The following is a 13,751-nucleotide window of genomic DNA, read 5'->3' as shown; positions in this document are numbered from 1 at the left end:
CCGATCCGGCAGCTCATCGAGTCGGTCAACGACACCCTCAAGGGCCAGCTCGACCTCGAACGGCACGGAGCCAGGACCCCCGCCGGAGTCCTGGCCCGCGTCGGACAACGCATCCTCGCCCTGACCGCCGCGATCTGGCACAACCGGACCTACGGGACACCGCTGACCAGGTCATTGATCGCCTACGACCACTGACCCGGACTTCGGACTCAATCGTCTAGAGCCAGACAGGTCTTGGAGAGGTGCTTGACCTCGTCAGGGATCCCGGCCCTCCGTCGCCGTTCCTCGTCTTCCGCTCATTCCTCGGGCAGGAACAACTCCCATTCCAGCGGGCAGGAAGCGGTGTCGGTGGCCGCGTGCACGCTGACCGCGACCTGGCAGTTCGCCCGCTTGCCCAAAGCGCCGCAGTACTGCCGGGCCACCCCAGCCGAAGCGGTGCCGCACTTGGGGAACGACACATCGTCGATCACCCACACCTCAGGCGCGATCGCCTTGATCAATCGCTCGGCGATCCGCTGCCGCACCGGCAGCGGATCCCACGGCGACTGGTTCACGAACTGCTGCAGGGCCTGCATGTTCCCGTCCGGCAGCCGCTCGGCCATCGGCTGGACCGACTTCCGCCGCCCGTCCAGCATCAGCCCCCGCAGATAGCACCCGCCCCACCGCCGCTGATCCCGCCGCGGAAGCGAGGCGAAGACATCGGCAACGAACTCAGCCAACTCACCCCGGAGCCGTTCTACCTACCCCAGCCTCATAACCAGAAGATGCCCGCTACCAGGCAAGATCACCCGACGTAACGAAGCACTACTAGGCTGAGCCCATGGACGACCTCGACCGCGCCGCTCAGGCGCTGCTCCGGCTGCCGCCTTCCTGCGGGCCGGTCCGACTGATCGCGGTCGACGGGCACGCCGGCTCCGGGAAGTCGACGCTCGCGGCCGGGCTCTCCACCGTGCTCGGGGACGCGCCCGTGCTGCACCTCGACGACCTGGCCACGCACGAGGAGCTCTTCGAGTGGGGCGGCCGGCTGCGGGAGCAGGTCCTGGAGCCGCTGTCCCGGGGGGAGACGGCGGCGTACCGCCCGTACGACTGGCGGCTTCGGCGGTTCGGGGAGGCGCGGGAGCTGCCGGCGGCTCCGGTGGTCCTGGTGGAGGGCGTGGGGGCGGGCAGGCGGGCGGTGCGGCCGTTCCTGGCGTGGCTGCTGTGGATGGAGCGCGGGGCGGAGGAGTCGTGGGCCCGGGGACGCCGCCGGGACGGCGCCGAGCAGGCCGCGTTCTGGGACGGGTGGACCGTGGCGGAGACTCGCCACTTCGCGAAGGACCCCTCCAGGGCCTCCGCCGACACCTTGGTACGGGAGTGTCCCGAGGGGTACGAGTGGGTTCCCGGGCCCGGTGTGACAGCGGGCGCGGACCATATCATCACGCACCGTGACGGCCTTCTGCTCACGAACTGAGCGGCCGGAAGTCCGCTTCCGCAAGTGCCTCAACTCCGCTTGACCCAAGGGGCGTACTGGTCTTACGTTCTGAATGTGCGGCTTTTCGGAGCCGCCGCGGACACGAAGCCCCCGGTTGTTCCCCCGTGATCGGGGGCTTCGTTCTGCCCTCGACAGTCCTCCCGAGGGCCTTTCGAGCCCCCTCCGAGGGCCCTTCGAGACCCCTGATGCTCACCCAGGGTCACCACTTCCGGATCATGCGCTTCTCCTTAAGCGCACACCCCCTGCGCAGGTACGATGCCCCCAGGTGCGGTCAAATCCCGTCCATGCGATGACGGTTGTGGGGGACCCGATGGACATCGGCACGCAGGGCTCGCAGGCCCCGGCCGAGCTCGCCTGGCTGCGCGGAGTCGACGCCTACACGATGGGCGCCTATCCGCAGGCGGAGGACGAGTTCCGGACCGCGGTACGGATCGATCCCGGGATGGCGGACGCCTGGCTCGGGCTGCACGCCCTCCGGGTGGACACCACGACGGCGCTGCTGCGCATGTACCGGAACCGCGAGCGCTTCGGCGAGCAGCGGTCGCGGTACCGGCGCACCCTGAACTCCTGGTACTGGCTGGGCTGGTGGGTGCAGCCCGTCCTGGAGAGCCCGCGCGACCTGCTGCTCGCGCATGCCTCCCACTGGCTCGACGGGCGGCACGTGCCGGAGCTCGACCGGGCCCTCGCCGGGCTCCCGCCGGTCGACACCGACCCCCAGGTGCGCTTCCTGCACGCCTGCCGGGCGTATCTCGTCAAGGACTGGGACCAGTTGGTCCGGCACACCGAGACGCTCGTCGACGACCCGCTGCTCGGCATCGAGGCCGGGCTCTTCGGCGGGATGGCCCGGGTGCGCCTGGAGATGTACAGCCAGGCCGAACCGCTCCTCTCCGCCTCGCTGATGCGCTGCCGCAGCGAGCAGCCGCAGCGCAAGGAGCTGCGCTACTGGCTCGCCAGGGCCCACGAGGGCACCGGGCGCAGCGCCGCCGCCCTGCCGCTCTACCGGGCCGTGCACCGGATCGACCCGGCGTTCATGGACACGGCGGCGCGGCTCGCGGCGATCGCCGAGTACGACGGGCTGGAGGGCTACGACGGCGTGGACGACCCCGCCGGGCTCGCGGCGGTCGCCCTGGGCGCCTTCGGCGGCGGCCTCGGCCAGGAGGCGACGGACCCGGTGCCGGGTGCCGAACCCGACGGCGGCGGCCTCGGCGACGGGCTGCGGCTGGCGCCGGAGCCGGCCCCTCCGGCCGCCCCGGTCACGCCCCCGGAGACCGTACGGCAGAAGGCACCGGTCCCCCACCAGGCGGCGCCTCGCTTCCCGGCCGGGCCCACCGATCCGGTGCTGCTCGCGGAGGCGCTCGCCGAACTGGAGGGCATGGTCGGCCTCGAACCGGTGAAGCGTCAGGTCAAGGCGCTCTCGGCGCAGTTGGAGATGGCCCGCCTCCGTGCCGGGCAGGGGCTTCCGGTCCAGCCGCCCAAGCGGCACTTCGTGTTCTCCGGCCCCTCCGGCACCGGCAAGACCACCGTCGCCCGGATCCTCGGCCGGGTGTTCTACGCCCTCGGACTCCTCGGCGGCGACCACCTCGTGGAGGCCCAACGGGCCGATCTCGTCGGCGAGTTCCTGGGGCAGACGGCCGTGAAGGCCAATGAGCTGATCGACTCGGCCGTCGGCGGGGTGCTCTTCGTGGACGAGGCCTACGCGCTCTCGAACACCGGCTACAGCAAGGGCGACGCCTACGGCGACGAGGCCCTCCAGGTGCTCCTGAAGCGCGCCGAGGACAACCGCGACCACCTGGTGGTGATCCTGGCCGGCTACCCCGAGGGCATGGACCGGCTGCTCAACACCAACCCCGGCCTCTCCTCCCGCTTCACCACCCGGGTCGACTTCCCCTCGTACCGGCCCCTGGAGCTCACCGCCATCGGTGAGGTGCTCGCCGCGGCCGACGGCGACGGCTGGGACGACGAGGCCCTGGACGAACTGCGCTCGATCAGCGGGCACGTCGTCGAACAGGGCTGGATCGACGAACTCGGCAACGGCCGCTTCCTGCGCACCCTGTACGAGAAGTCCTGCGCCTACCGCGACCTGCGGCTCTCCGGCTACCAGGGCACCCTCACCCGCGAGGACCTCGCCACCCTCCGGCTGCCCGACCTCATGCAGGCCTACGGCGAGGTCCTGTCGGGCCGCGGCCCGGCCGACCGCGGCCCCCAGCAGGAGCCACCCGGCTACCAGGGCTACTAGTCTTCTGAGTCAGGAATTCTGTTCAGATGTGTGGGCTTGGCCTATGGCACGTACCGGGCGGCCGAAGGCCGAGTTGATCCTGTCGGACGAGGAACGGGCCGCGCTCGAGGGATGGGTGCGGCGCCGGTCCACGCCGCAGGCGTGGGCCCTGAGATGCCGGATCATCCTGGCCTGCGCCGAAGGCGCGTCCAACAAGGACGTCGCGGCCCGGCTCGGCTCGACACCGCATGCGGTGGGCCGATGGCGGGCGAGGTTCGTCGAGCACCGGATCGCCGGCCTGGGCGACATGCCCCGCCCAGGCGGTCCCAGATCGGTGACGGACGAGCAGGTGGCCGCGTTGGTCACCAGGACACTCCAGTCCACACCGAAGAACGCGACCCACTGGTCGACACGGTCGATGGCGAAGGAGCTGGGCCTGTCGCAGTCGACGGTGTCCCGGGTCTGGCGGGCTTTCGGGCTGCAGCCGCACCGATCGGAGACGTCTCTGCTGTCGACGGATCCGTACTTCGTCGACAAGGTCCACGACGTCGTCGGCCTCTATCTGGACCCGCCCGAGCGAGCCCTGGTGTTCTGCGTCGACGAGAAATCGCAGATCCAGGCCCTGGACCGCTCACAGCCGGTGCTGCCGATGATGCCCGGCGTCCCGCAACGCGTCACGCACGACTACAGCAGGGTCGGCACCGCCACCCTCTTCGCTGCCCTCGAGGTCGCCACCGGCAAGGTGATCGGCTCACTCCATCGGCGCCACCGGGCCGAGGAGTTCAGGAAGTTCCTTCTCAAGCTCGACAGGGAAGTCCCGGCCTGCCTCGATGTCCACCTGGTGCTGGACAACTACGCCACCCACCAGACCCCGGCCATCAAGACCTGGCTCCTGGCGCATCCCCGGTTCCACCTGCACTTCACACCGACCGGATCGTCCTGGCTCAACCTGGTCGAGCGATGGTTCGCCGAACTGACGAACAAGCAGATACGGCGAGGCGTCCACAAGACCGTCCAGACCCTGGAACAGGACATCCGGACCTGGATCGCCGCCTGGAACACCGACCCCAAGCCCTACATCTGGACCAAGACCGCGGACGAGATCCTCGAACGCCTCGCCTCATATCTGAACAGAATTCCTGACTCGGAAGACTAGGGCCTGCCCGGAAAGTCCCGCCTGGGGCCATTTTCCGGACAGGCCCGAGGGATCGCCTAAGCCCCGACCCCGCCGGACACGGCCTGGCACCCGACGGTCGCCGGGGACGGCTGTACGCGGTGGGCGGGGTCGCGGACCTCGCCGACCAGCATCTCCAGGACGTCCTCCAGGGCGACGAGGCCGAGGACCCGGCCGGAGCCGTCCGCGACCTGCGCCAGGTGGGTGGCGGCGCGGCGCATCACGGTGAGGGCGTCGTCGAGCGGCAGCTCGGCGCGGAGGGTCGCCATCGGCCGCCAGAGCCGCTGCGGCACCGCCCGCTCCCGTTCCTCGAGGTCCAGGACGTCCTTGACGTGGACGAAGCCCATGTAGGTGTGGTGGGCCTCGGCGCGGACCGGGAAGCGGGAGTAGCCGGTCCGTACGGTGAGCTCCTCGATCTCGCGCGGGGTGACGGACGGCGGGACCGTGACGAGGGACGCCGGGGCGATGAGGACGTCCGTCACGGGGCGGCTGCCCAGCTCCAGGGCGTCCTCGAGGCGCTCCTGCTCGACCGGGTCGAGCAGTCCGGCCTGTCCCGCGTCCTCGACGAGGCGGCCGAGCTGGGCACTGGTGAAGACCGCCTCCACCTCGTCCTTCGGCTCGACCTTGAACGCCCGCAGGACCAGCCGGGCACAGGCACCGAGCGCGGTCGTCACCGGCCGGCAGAGCCGGGCGAAGCCGACCAGGCCGGGGGCGAGCCAGAGCGCGGTCCGCTCGGGCGCGGCCATCGCCAGGTTCTTCGGCACCATCTCGCCGATGACGAGGTGGAGGAAGACGACCGCGGCGAGCGCGATGACGTAACCGAGCGGGTGGATGAGCGGCTGCGGCACCCCGACCGAGTGGAAGACGGGTTCGAGGAGGTGGGCGACGGTCGGCTCGGCGACGGCGCCGAGGGTCAGCGAGCAGACCGTGATGCCGAACTGCGCGGCCGCCATCATCTGCGGCAGGTTCTCCAGACCGTGCAGGACCTGCTTGGCGCGGGCTCCGCCGAGCGGCTCGATCTGGCTGCGCCGGACGGAGACGAGGGCGAACTCGGCGCCGACGAAGAAGCCGTTCGCGAGGACCAGGAGGACGGCGAAGAGGAGTTGCAGGGTGCTCATCGGGCGCCTTCCGTGACCAGCGGGGCGGTGGCGGCGGACCCGTCGGGGTCCGGGCCCGGGCCGGGTTCCGCCCGGACGATCCGGACGCGCTCGGCCCGGTAGCGGTCGACCTGGCGCACCGAGAGCCGCCAGCCGGGCAGTTCGGCCCGGTCGCCCGGGGCGGGGATCCGCCCGAGGAGGTCGGCGACGAGCCCGGCGACCGTCTCGTACGGTCCGTCGGGTACGTCGAGGCCTATCCGGCGCAGGGTGTGGACCCGGCAGGAACCGTCGGCCTCCCAGGCGGCGCGGCCGTCCTCGGAGGGGGCGGCGGCCAGTTCGGGGCGTCCGTCCGCGAGGGAGTCGTGCTCGTCGCGGACCTCGCCGACGAGTTCCTCGACGATGTCCTCCAGGGTGACGACGCCCGCGGTGCCGCCGTACTCGTCGACGACCACGGCGATCGGCTGTTCGCGGCGCAGTCGCTCCAGGAGGGTCTGCACGGGAAGTGTCCCGGGGACGAGGAGCGGCGGGACCGCGATCCGGCCGACGGGGGTGCGCAGGCGGGCCGACGGGGTGACGGCCAGCGCGTCCTTGAGGTGGACCATGCCGACGACCTCGTCGATCCGGTCGCGGTAGACCGGGAAGCGCGAGAGGCCGGTGGCCCGGGTGAGGTTGAGGACGTCGGCCGCGGTGGCGTCCCACTGGAGGGCGCTCACCTTCACGCGCGGGGTCATGACCTGCTCGGCGGTGAGGCCGCCGAGGGACAGGGTCCGTACGAAGAGGTCGGCGGTGTCCTGTTCGAGCGTGCCGGCCAGCGCGGAGTGCCGGGCGAGCGAGACGAGCTCGCCGGGGGTCCGGACGGAGTCGAGCTCGTCGGTGGGCTCGACGCCCAGGAGCCGGACCAGGTGGTTGGCGACGCGGTTGAGCAGGGCGATCACCGGCCGGAAGAGGGCGGAGAAGCGGCGCTGCGGGGTGGCCACGAAGCGGGCGACCTGGAGCGGCCGGGAGACCGCCCAGTTCTTCGGTACGAGTTCGCCGACGACCATCTGGACGGCGGAGGCGAGCAGCATCCCGATCACGACCGCGATGCCGGAGACCGCCCCGGGGGGCAGTCCGGTGGCGGTGAGCGGCCCGTGCAGCAGTCCGGCGAGCGCGGGCTCGGCGAGCATGCCGACGACGAGCGAGGTGATGGTGATGCCGAGCTGGGTGCCGGACAGCTGGAACGAGAGCTCGCGCAGCGCGGTGACGACGGTGCGGGCGCGCCGGTCACCGGCGGCCGCGGCCCGTTCGGCCTCGGCCCGCTCGACGGTCACGAGGCCGAACTCGGCGGCCACGAAGAAACCGTTGGCGAGGATCAGGACGAAGGCCGCGCAGAGCAGCAGAAGGGAGATGATCATGCCGCCGCCTCCTGGGAGGGGGCGGCGCGGGTACTACCGGACGATCCGTCCATTGCTGGAGGGAGTCACTCCTCGGGTCGAAGGGTGGTCTCGCGGGCCGCGGCAGCGGCCCTGCACACGCGAGACGGTGGTGCCGCTCGGCACCACCGTCTCCAGAGTAGTCACGTGGATGCCCCGAGGGGCAGGGGGTCGGCCCCGGATGGGGGACGGATCGGGGTTCTCCCCTGGTGATCCGCCCGCCCGGAACCCTGGTGCGCGCGGGGCCCGGTGGGGTTCAGGCCGCTTCCACGGCCGTCCCGTGGCTCTCGGCCAGGGCACGGAGGGCGCGCGCGTCCCGGATGGCCGCTTCCTTGGCGATGCCGGGCTGGATGCCGAGCGCGGGCAGGCTGGTGCCGTCGCTGAGGTCGAGGAAGACCCAGGGGTCGCCGGGGCGGAGGTTGACCTTGAGGATCTCCGCCCAGGCCAGCCGTCGGGTCCTGGTGATGTTGACGACCGTGACGCCCTCGTCGTCGGCGACGACCTTGGGCCGGCTCAGCAGGACGAGGACGCCGGAGAGCAGCGTGGCGGTGAAGACGAAGCTGACGCGCTCCCCCGGTCCCAGCCGCTCCAGCATCAGCGCGACGCCGGTGACGACCGCGAACATCGCCACGCTCATGGTCAGCAGGACGGCCCGGGTGCGCCCGGGACGGAAGGTGACCGGGAGGGCGGGCGTCATCGACTGGGACATCGGGGTTCCTCGGGGCCTGGTGGGACGTTCGGTCCGGCCGTCAGAGGCGGCAGGCGTGGATGGCGGTGGTGAGGATGGCGCGGGCGCCGATCTCGTACAGGTCGTCCATGATCCGCTGCGCCTCCTTGGCGGGGACCATCGCGCGGACCGCGACCCAGCCCTCGTTGTGCAGCGGGGAGACGGTCGGCGACTCCAGGCCCGGGGTGAGGGCGACGGCCTGCTCCAGGTGCTCGGCGCGGCAGTCGTAGTCCATCATCACGTACGAGCGGGCGACGAGGACGCCCTGGAGGCGGCGGAGGAACTGCTGGACCTGCGGGTGGTCGTCCGAGGCGCCGTGGCGGCGGACGACGACGGCCTCGGAGGTCAGGATCGGCTCGCCGATGACCTCGAGGCCGGCGTTGCGCAGGCTGGTGCCGGTCTCCACGACGTCCGCGATGACCTGGGCGACGCCCAGCTGGATCGCGGTCTCGACGGCGCCGTCGAGGTGGACGACGGAGGCGTCGATGCCCTGGTCGGCGAGGTGCTTGGCGACGATGCCCTCGTAGGAGGTGGCGATCGTCATGCCGCCGAAGTCCTCGGGGCCGTTCGCGGTGCCCGGGCGGGTGGCGTAGCGGAAGGTGGAGCGGCCGAAGTTCAGCGGGAGGATCTCCTCGGCACTGGCGCCGGAGTCCAGGAGCAGGTCGCGGCCGGTGATGCCGATGTCCAGCTTGCCGGACGCGACGTAGATCGCGATGTCCTTCGGCCGCAGGTAGAAGAACTCGACCTCGTTGTCGGGGTCGATGACCACGAGTTCCTTGGACTCTTTGCGCTGGCGGTAGCCGGCCTCATGGAGCATTGCCGACGCAGGTCCGGAGAGGGAACCCTTGTTGGGGACGGCGATGCGCAGCATGGGGTGAGCTTCCTTTGCCTGGGAGTTTCGGGGACTGTGGGACGGGTGTGCTCAGAGGTGGGCGTAGACGTCGTCGAGTGAGATCCCGCGGGCGACCATCATCACCTGGACGTGGTACAGCAGCTGCGAGATCTCCTCGGCGGCGGCTTCCTTGCCCTCGTACTCGGCGGCCATCCAGACCTCGGCGGCCTCCTCGACGACCTTCTTGCCGATGGCATGGACGCCCTTGTCCACCAGTTCCGCGGTGCGGGAGGTGGCGGGGTCGCCGGTCTCGGCCTTGAGCCTGAGCTCGGCGAAGAGCTCTTCGAAGGTTTTGTTCGCCATGATGGTCCTAAGAGTACGGGGTAAGGGTCGCGTTCCTAGCGCCAGGGTTCGCTCACTGTCCGCAACGTGGTCGCGGTGGCGACGGCGGCGGTCACGGCCTCGTGGCCCTTGTCCTCGTTGGATCCTTCGAGGCCGGCCCGGTCCAGGGCCTGCTCCTCGGTGTCGACGGTGAGGACGCCGAATCCGACGGGTACGCCGGTGTCGATCGAGACCTGGGTGAGGCCGTGGGTGACGCCCTGGCACACGTACTCGAAGTGCGGCGTTCCGCCGCGGATCACGACGCCGAGCGCCACGATGGCATCGTAGCCGCGCCCGGCGAGCACCTTCGCCACGACGGGGAGTTCGAAGCTGCCGGGGACGCGCAGCAGCGTCGGCTCGTCGATGCCGAGCTCGCTGAGGGCGCGCAGGGCGCCGTCGACGAGGCCGTCCATGATCTTCTCGTGCCACTGGGCCGCGATGACCGCGACCCGGAGGTCGCCGCAGTTCTTCACGCTGAGGACGGGTGCGCCCTTGCCGCTCATGATTCTCCTAGCCGGTCGTACGTGTACGTGATTACTGGTTGCCGCAGGTGGACGCCGGGGAGCCGTCCAGCCAGGGCAGGTCGTGGCCCATCCGGTCCCGCTTGGTGCGCAGGTAGCCGAGGTTGTGCTCGCCGGCCGTGACCGGCATGGGCTCGCGGCCCTCGACCGTGAGGCCGTGGTGGGTGAGGGCCTGGATCTTCTCGGGGTTGTTGGTCATCAGGCGCAGGCTGCGGACGCCGAGGTCGGCGAGGATCTGCGCGCCGGCCGCGTAGTCGCGGGCGTCGGCGGGCAGGCCGAGTTCCAGGTTGGCGTCGAGGGTGTCGCGGCCGCGCTCCTGGAGCTCGTAGGCGCGCAGCTTGGACAGCAGTCCGATGCCGCGGCCCTCGTGGCCCCGCAGGTAGACGACGACTCCTCGGCCGGCCTCGGTGATGCGGTCCATCGAGGCGTGCAGCTGCGGGCCGCAGTCGCAGCGCTGGGACTGGAAGATGTCGCCGGTCAGGCACTCGGAGTGGACCCGGACGAGGACGTCGTCGCCGTCGCCGATCTCGCCGTGGACGAGGGCGACGTGCTCGACGCCGTCGACGGTGGAGCGGTAGCCGTACGCGGTGAAGTCGCCGTGCGCGGTGGGGAGCCGGACCTCGGCCTCGCGGCGGACGGTCGGCTCGGCGGAGCGGCGGTAGGCGATCAGGTCCTCGATGGAGATGATCGTGAGGCCGTGCTTGCGGGCGAAGGGGACGAGTTCCGGGAGGCGCAGCATGACGCCGTCCTCGCCGGCGATCTCGACGATCGCGCCGGCCGGGCGGAGGCCCGCGAGGCGGGCGAGGTCGACGGCGGCCTCGGTGTGGCCGTTGCGGACGAGGACGCCGCCGGGCTTGGCGCGGAGCGGGAAGATGTGGCCGGGGCGCACGAAGTCGGACGGCTCGTGGCCGCCGCTCGCCAGCATCCGCAGGGTGGTGGCGCGGTCGGCGGCGGAGATGCCGGTGGTGACGCCGTGCGCCGGCCCCGCGTCGACGGAGACGGTGAAGGCCGTCCGCATCGACTCGGTGTTGTGCTCGACCATCTGCGGGAGCTGGAGGCGCTCCAGCTCGTCCTCCTCCATGGGGGCGCAGATCAGGCCGCGGCACTCGCTCATCATGAAGGCGATGATCTCGGGGGTCGCCTTCTCGGCCGCGATGACGAGGTCGCCCTCGTTCTCGCGGTCCTCGTCGTCGACGACGACGACGGGGCGGCCGGCGGCGATGTCCCGGATGGCCTGCTCGACCGGGTCGAGGGCGAGGTCGGTGGCGTCCCAGAGGGGATGCGCGTTCATGCGTGTGCTCCTTCCAGGACGGTGGTGCCGCGGGAGCGCAGCCACCAGTCGCGCATGCCCCACAGGACGAGCGCGCCGTAGACGACGTAGACGAAGCCGGAGAAGGCGTAGCCGTTGGCGAAGTTCAGCGGGACGCCGACGAGGTCGACGAGCAGCCAGGCGAACCAGAACTCGACCATGCCGCGCGACTGCGCGTACATGGCGACGACGGTGCCGACGAAGATGTACGCGTCGGGCCACGGGTCCCAGGACAGCGTCGGGAAGGCGGTGAAGAGCAGCGCCACGGCGACGGTGCCGAGTGCGGCGGCGCCGACCATCAGGAGGCGCTCGCGCCAGGTGGCGAAGCGGACGGCGATGGAGCCGTCCTGGGCGCCCTGGCGGCCGCGGTTCCACTGGGCGTAGCCCCAGGCGGCGACGAGCATGACGACGACCTGCTTGCCGGCGCTGCCGGCGAGGTGTCCGGCGGCGAAGGCGGCGAAGAGGATGACGCCCGAGAGGAACTGGGCGGGCCAGGTCCATATGGACCGGCGCCAGCCGAGCGCGAGGGCGATCAGACCGATCGTGTTGCCGATCATGTCGGACCAGAGGATGTGCTGGTCGAGGACGGTGAACGCCTCGGAGTTGAGCCAGTTCACTTCTCGTTCTCCTTGGCGTCGGCGCCGAGCAGTCGCTCGACGTACTTGGCGATGACGTCCACCTCGAGGTTGACCGGGTCGCCGGAGCGCTTGATGCCGAGCGTGGTCAGGTCGAGCGTGGTGGGGATGAGGCTGATGGTGAACCAGTCGTCGGCGACCTCGACGACGGTGAGGCTGACGCCGTCGACCGTGATCGAGCCCTTCTCGACGACGTAGCGGGAGAGGTGGGCGGGCAGGCCGACCTTGACGAGTTCCCAGTGCTCGGAGGGGGTCCGGTCGAGGATGGTGCCGGTGCCGTCGACGTGGCCCTGGACGATGTGGCCGCCGAGGCGGCCGCCGACGGCCATGGGGCGCTCCAGGTTCACCCGGGAGCCGACGTCGAGGGCGCCGAGGCTGGACCGCTTGAGGGTCTCGGCCATGACGTCGGCGGTGAACTCGCCGTCGCCGAACTCGACGACCGTGAGACAGACACCGTTGACGGCGATGGAGTCGCCGTGCTGGGCGCCTTCCGTGACCAGGGGGCCGCGCAGACGGAAGCGGGAGGCGTCCTCCAGCTGCTCGACGGCGACGACCTCGCCCAGTTCTTCGACGATTCCGGTGAACACGGTCAGGCTCCCTTGAAGGTGGCGGTGATGCGGAGGTCGGGGCCGATGCGGACGGTCTCGGTGATGTCGAGCCGCAACGCTTCGGTGATGGTGCCGATTCCTGCGTCGGCGAGTGCCTGGGGTCCGGCGCCGAGGAGGACGGGGGCGAGGTAGCCGACGACCTGGTCGACGGCGCCCGCCTCGACGAAGGCGCCCGCGAGGGTGGGCCCGCCTTCGAGGAGGACGGAGCGGACACCGCGCGCGTGCAGGGCGTCCAGGAGTGCGGGGACGGAGAGGCCGCCGCGCGCCGCCCTGGGGAGGCGTACGACCTCGGTGAGCGTGGTCTCGGCGTCCTCGGCGACCGCGATCAGGGTGGGTGCGGCGTCGTCGAGGATCCGGGCTCCGGGCTTCACGGCGGTCGCCTCGGTGTCGACGACGACCCGCAGCGGCTGCACGGCCTCGTCGAGGCCGCGTACCGCCAGATGGGGGTCGTCGGCGCGGGCGGTGCCGGAGCCGACCACGACGGCGTCGGCCTCTGCGCGCAGCCGGTGGACGTCGGCGCGGGCCTCCGCGGAGGTGATCCAGCGGGAGGTGCCGTCGGCGGCGGCGATGCGGCCGTCGAGGGTGGCGGCGTACTTCCAGCGGACGAAGGGGCGGCCGCGGCGCACGGAGGTGAGCCAGGCGGTGTTGACGGCCTCGGCCTCGTCCTCCAGCAGGCCCTGCTCGACCGTGACGCCGGCCGCGCGCAGGGTGTCGGCGCCGCCGGTGGCCTGCGGGTTCGGGTCTCCGACCGCGTAGACGACCCGGCTGACGCCGGCCTCGACGAGTGCCTGGGCGCAGGGGCCGGTGCGGCCGGTGTGGTTGCAGGGTTCGAGGGTGACGTACGCGGTGCCGCCGCGGGCCAGGACGCCGGCCTCGCGCAGGGCGTGGACCTCGGCGTGCGGGCCGCCGGCGCGCCGGTGCCAGCCTTCGCCGACCTGGTGGCCGGAGGCGTCGGTGATGACGCAGCCGACGACGGGGTTGGGGCTGGTCGCGCCGAGACCGCGTGCGGCGAGCTCGACGGCGCGTCGCATGGCGGTGATGTCGGCCTGCTGGGCCACCGGGTCCTCCTGCCTCTTCGGGCACGGACTCCGGGGCCTGTCGATGACGACAGAGAGCGGGTGGGACGCCTCGCGCAGGGTGCGCCGGAGGCCGTGTCGTCGCGGGTACGCCGATCCGATGCGGTACGGCGACCAGCGGACGTACGGCCGGCACACCCCTGGGAGGGGTCACCCGCCGCGCACTGCCTCCCATCCGGACTTTCACCGTCGGTCCAGGAATCTCACCTGGTCAACCGGCCGCTGGCTGCGGACGGGTCGCGGACTATACCGCCGGTTCGGAATTACACCGACCCCGGAGTGCGCTGCTGCTG

The 13,751-nt window shown here is 71.5% G+C and carries 13 protein-coding genes, 2 pseudogenes and 1 riboswitch; of the genes and pseudogenes, 4 read left to right on the top strand and 11 right to left on the bottom strand.

Translation table 11 applies throughout. From position 1 onward, the window contains the following. A pseudogene (locus tag AC067A_RS28480) lies at window positions 1–195 on the top strand (IS982 family transposase); the annotation flags it as partial. Window positions 196–215: 20 nt separating this feature from the next. Here the strand turns inward: AC067A_RS28480 and AC067A_RS28475 are convergent. Beyond that, window positions 216–719, bottom strand: a pseudogene (locus tag AC067A_RS28475) (IS701 family transposase); the annotation flags it as partial. Between the two features lie 101 nt (window positions 720–820). Here AC067A_RS28475 and AC067A_RS28470 point away from each other — a divergent pair. The 3 genes from AC067A_RS28470 (at window position 821) to AC067A_RS28460 (ending at window position 4,842) form a co-directional block, all read left to right on the top strand. Further along, window positions 821–1,450, top strand: coding sequence for a uridine kinase family protein (locus AC067A_RS28470; RefSeq protein ID WP_479245332.1), 630 nt, complete (start codon window positions 821–823; stop codon window positions 1,448–1,450). 331 nt (window positions 1,451–1,781) lie between these two features. Then, on the top strand, window positions 1,782–3,707 hold the full coding sequence (locus AC067A_RS28465) for an AAA family ATPase (protein WP_479245338.1): 1,926 nt from the start codon (window positions 1,782–1,784) through the stop codon (window positions 3,705–3,707). A 43-nt stretch (window positions 3,708–3,750) separates the two neighbouring features. After that, the gene (locus tag AC067A_RS28460) at window positions 3,751–4,842 is read left to right on the top strand and encodes an IS630 family transposase (protein ID WP_479245331.1); all 1,092 of its coding nucleotides are present in this window, start codon (window positions 3,751–3,753) and stop codon (window positions 4,840–4,842) included. Window positions 4,843–4,898: 56 nt separating this feature from the next. On the opposite strand, the gene AC067A_RS28455 is transcribed toward AC067A_RS28460, so the two are convergent. The 10 genes from AC067A_RS28455 to ribD all read right to left on the bottom strand — a co-directional run bounded on the left by AC067A_RS28455 (window position 4,899) and on the right by ribD (window position 13,440). Then, window positions 4,899–5,978, bottom strand: a complete 1,080-nt coding sequence (locus AC067A_RS28455) for a hemolysin family protein (protein WP_479245330.1) — start codon at window positions 5,976–5,978, stop codon at window positions 4,899–4,901. Next, window positions 5,975–7,351 (bottom strand): hemolysin family protein, encoded by a 1,377-nt coding sequence (locus AC067A_RS28450; RefSeq protein WP_479245329.1) that lies wholly within the window; start codon window positions 7,349–7,351, stop codon window positions 5,975–5,977. Before AC067A_RS28450 ends, AC067A_RS28455 begins: the two co-directional genes overlap by 4 nt. Before the next feature lie 274 nt (window positions 7,352–7,625). Next, window positions 7,626–8,078: a PH domain-containing protein gene (locus AC067A_RS28445; RefSeq protein ID WP_479245328.1), complete on the bottom strand. Its 453-nt coding sequence runs from the start codon at window positions 8,076–8,078 to the stop codon at window positions 7,626–7,628. Window positions 8,079–8,118: 40 nt separating this feature from the next. Continuing rightward, the gene (hisG, locus tag AC067A_RS28440) at window positions 8,119–8,967 is read right to left on the bottom strand and encodes an ATP phosphoribosyltransferase (protein WP_017242191.1); all 849 of its coding nucleotides are present in this window, start codon (window positions 8,965–8,967) and stop codon (window positions 8,119–8,121) included. Window positions 8,968–9,018: 51 nt separating this feature from the next. Then, window positions 9,019–9,291, bottom strand: a complete 273-nt coding sequence (locus AC067A_RS28435; protein ID WP_479245327.1) for a phosphoribosyl-ATP diphosphatase — start codon at window positions 9,289–9,291, stop codon at window positions 9,019–9,021. 35 nt (window positions 9,292–9,326) lie between these two features. Next, window positions 9,327–9,812: a 6,7-dimethyl-8-ribityllumazine synthase gene (gene ribH, locus AC067A_RS28430; protein WP_017242193.1), complete on the bottom strand. Its 486-nt coding sequence runs from the start codon at window positions 9,810–9,812 to the stop codon at window positions 9,327–9,329. A gap of 31 nt (window positions 9,813–9,843) precedes the next feature. After that, a complete protein-coding gene (locus AC067A_RS28425; RefSeq protein WP_479245326.1) occupies window positions 9,844–11,121 on the bottom strand; it encodes a bifunctional 3,4-dihydroxy-2-butanone-4-phosphate synthase/GTP cyclohydrolase II in 1,278 nt (425 codons plus the stop codon). Continuing rightward, a complete protein-coding gene (locus AC067A_RS28420; protein WP_479245325.1) occupies window positions 11,118–11,756 on the bottom strand; it encodes a nicotinamide mononucleotide transporter family protein in 639 nt (212 codons plus the stop codon). Before AC067A_RS28420 ends, AC067A_RS28425 begins: the two co-directional genes overlap by 4 nt. After that, window positions 11,753–12,361: a riboflavin synthase gene (locus AC067A_RS28415; RefSeq protein ID WP_479245324.1), complete on the bottom strand. Its 609-nt coding sequence runs from the start codon at window positions 12,359–12,361 to the stop codon at window positions 11,753–11,755. The genes AC067A_RS28420 and AC067A_RS28415 overlap by 4 nt, the downstream gene beginning before the upstream one ends. 2 nt (window positions 12,362–12,363) lie before the next feature. Then, entirely contained in the window at window positions 12,364–13,440 is a 1,077-nt protein-coding gene (gene ribD, locus AC067A_RS28410; protein ID WP_479245323.1) for a bifunctional diaminohydroxyphosphoribosylaminopyrimidine deaminase/5-amino-6-(5-phosphoribosylamino)uracil reductase RibD, read from the bottom strand. 175 nt (window positions 13,441–13,615) lie between these two features. Then, window positions 13,616–13,745, bottom strand: a riboswitch (FMN riboswitch). Between the last annotated feature and the right edge of the window lie 6 nt (window positions 13,746–13,751).

This window comes from Streptomyces sp. NPDC043176 (assembly GCF_056436715.1).
This window is presented reverse-complemented; position numbering and strand designations above follow the sequence as displayed.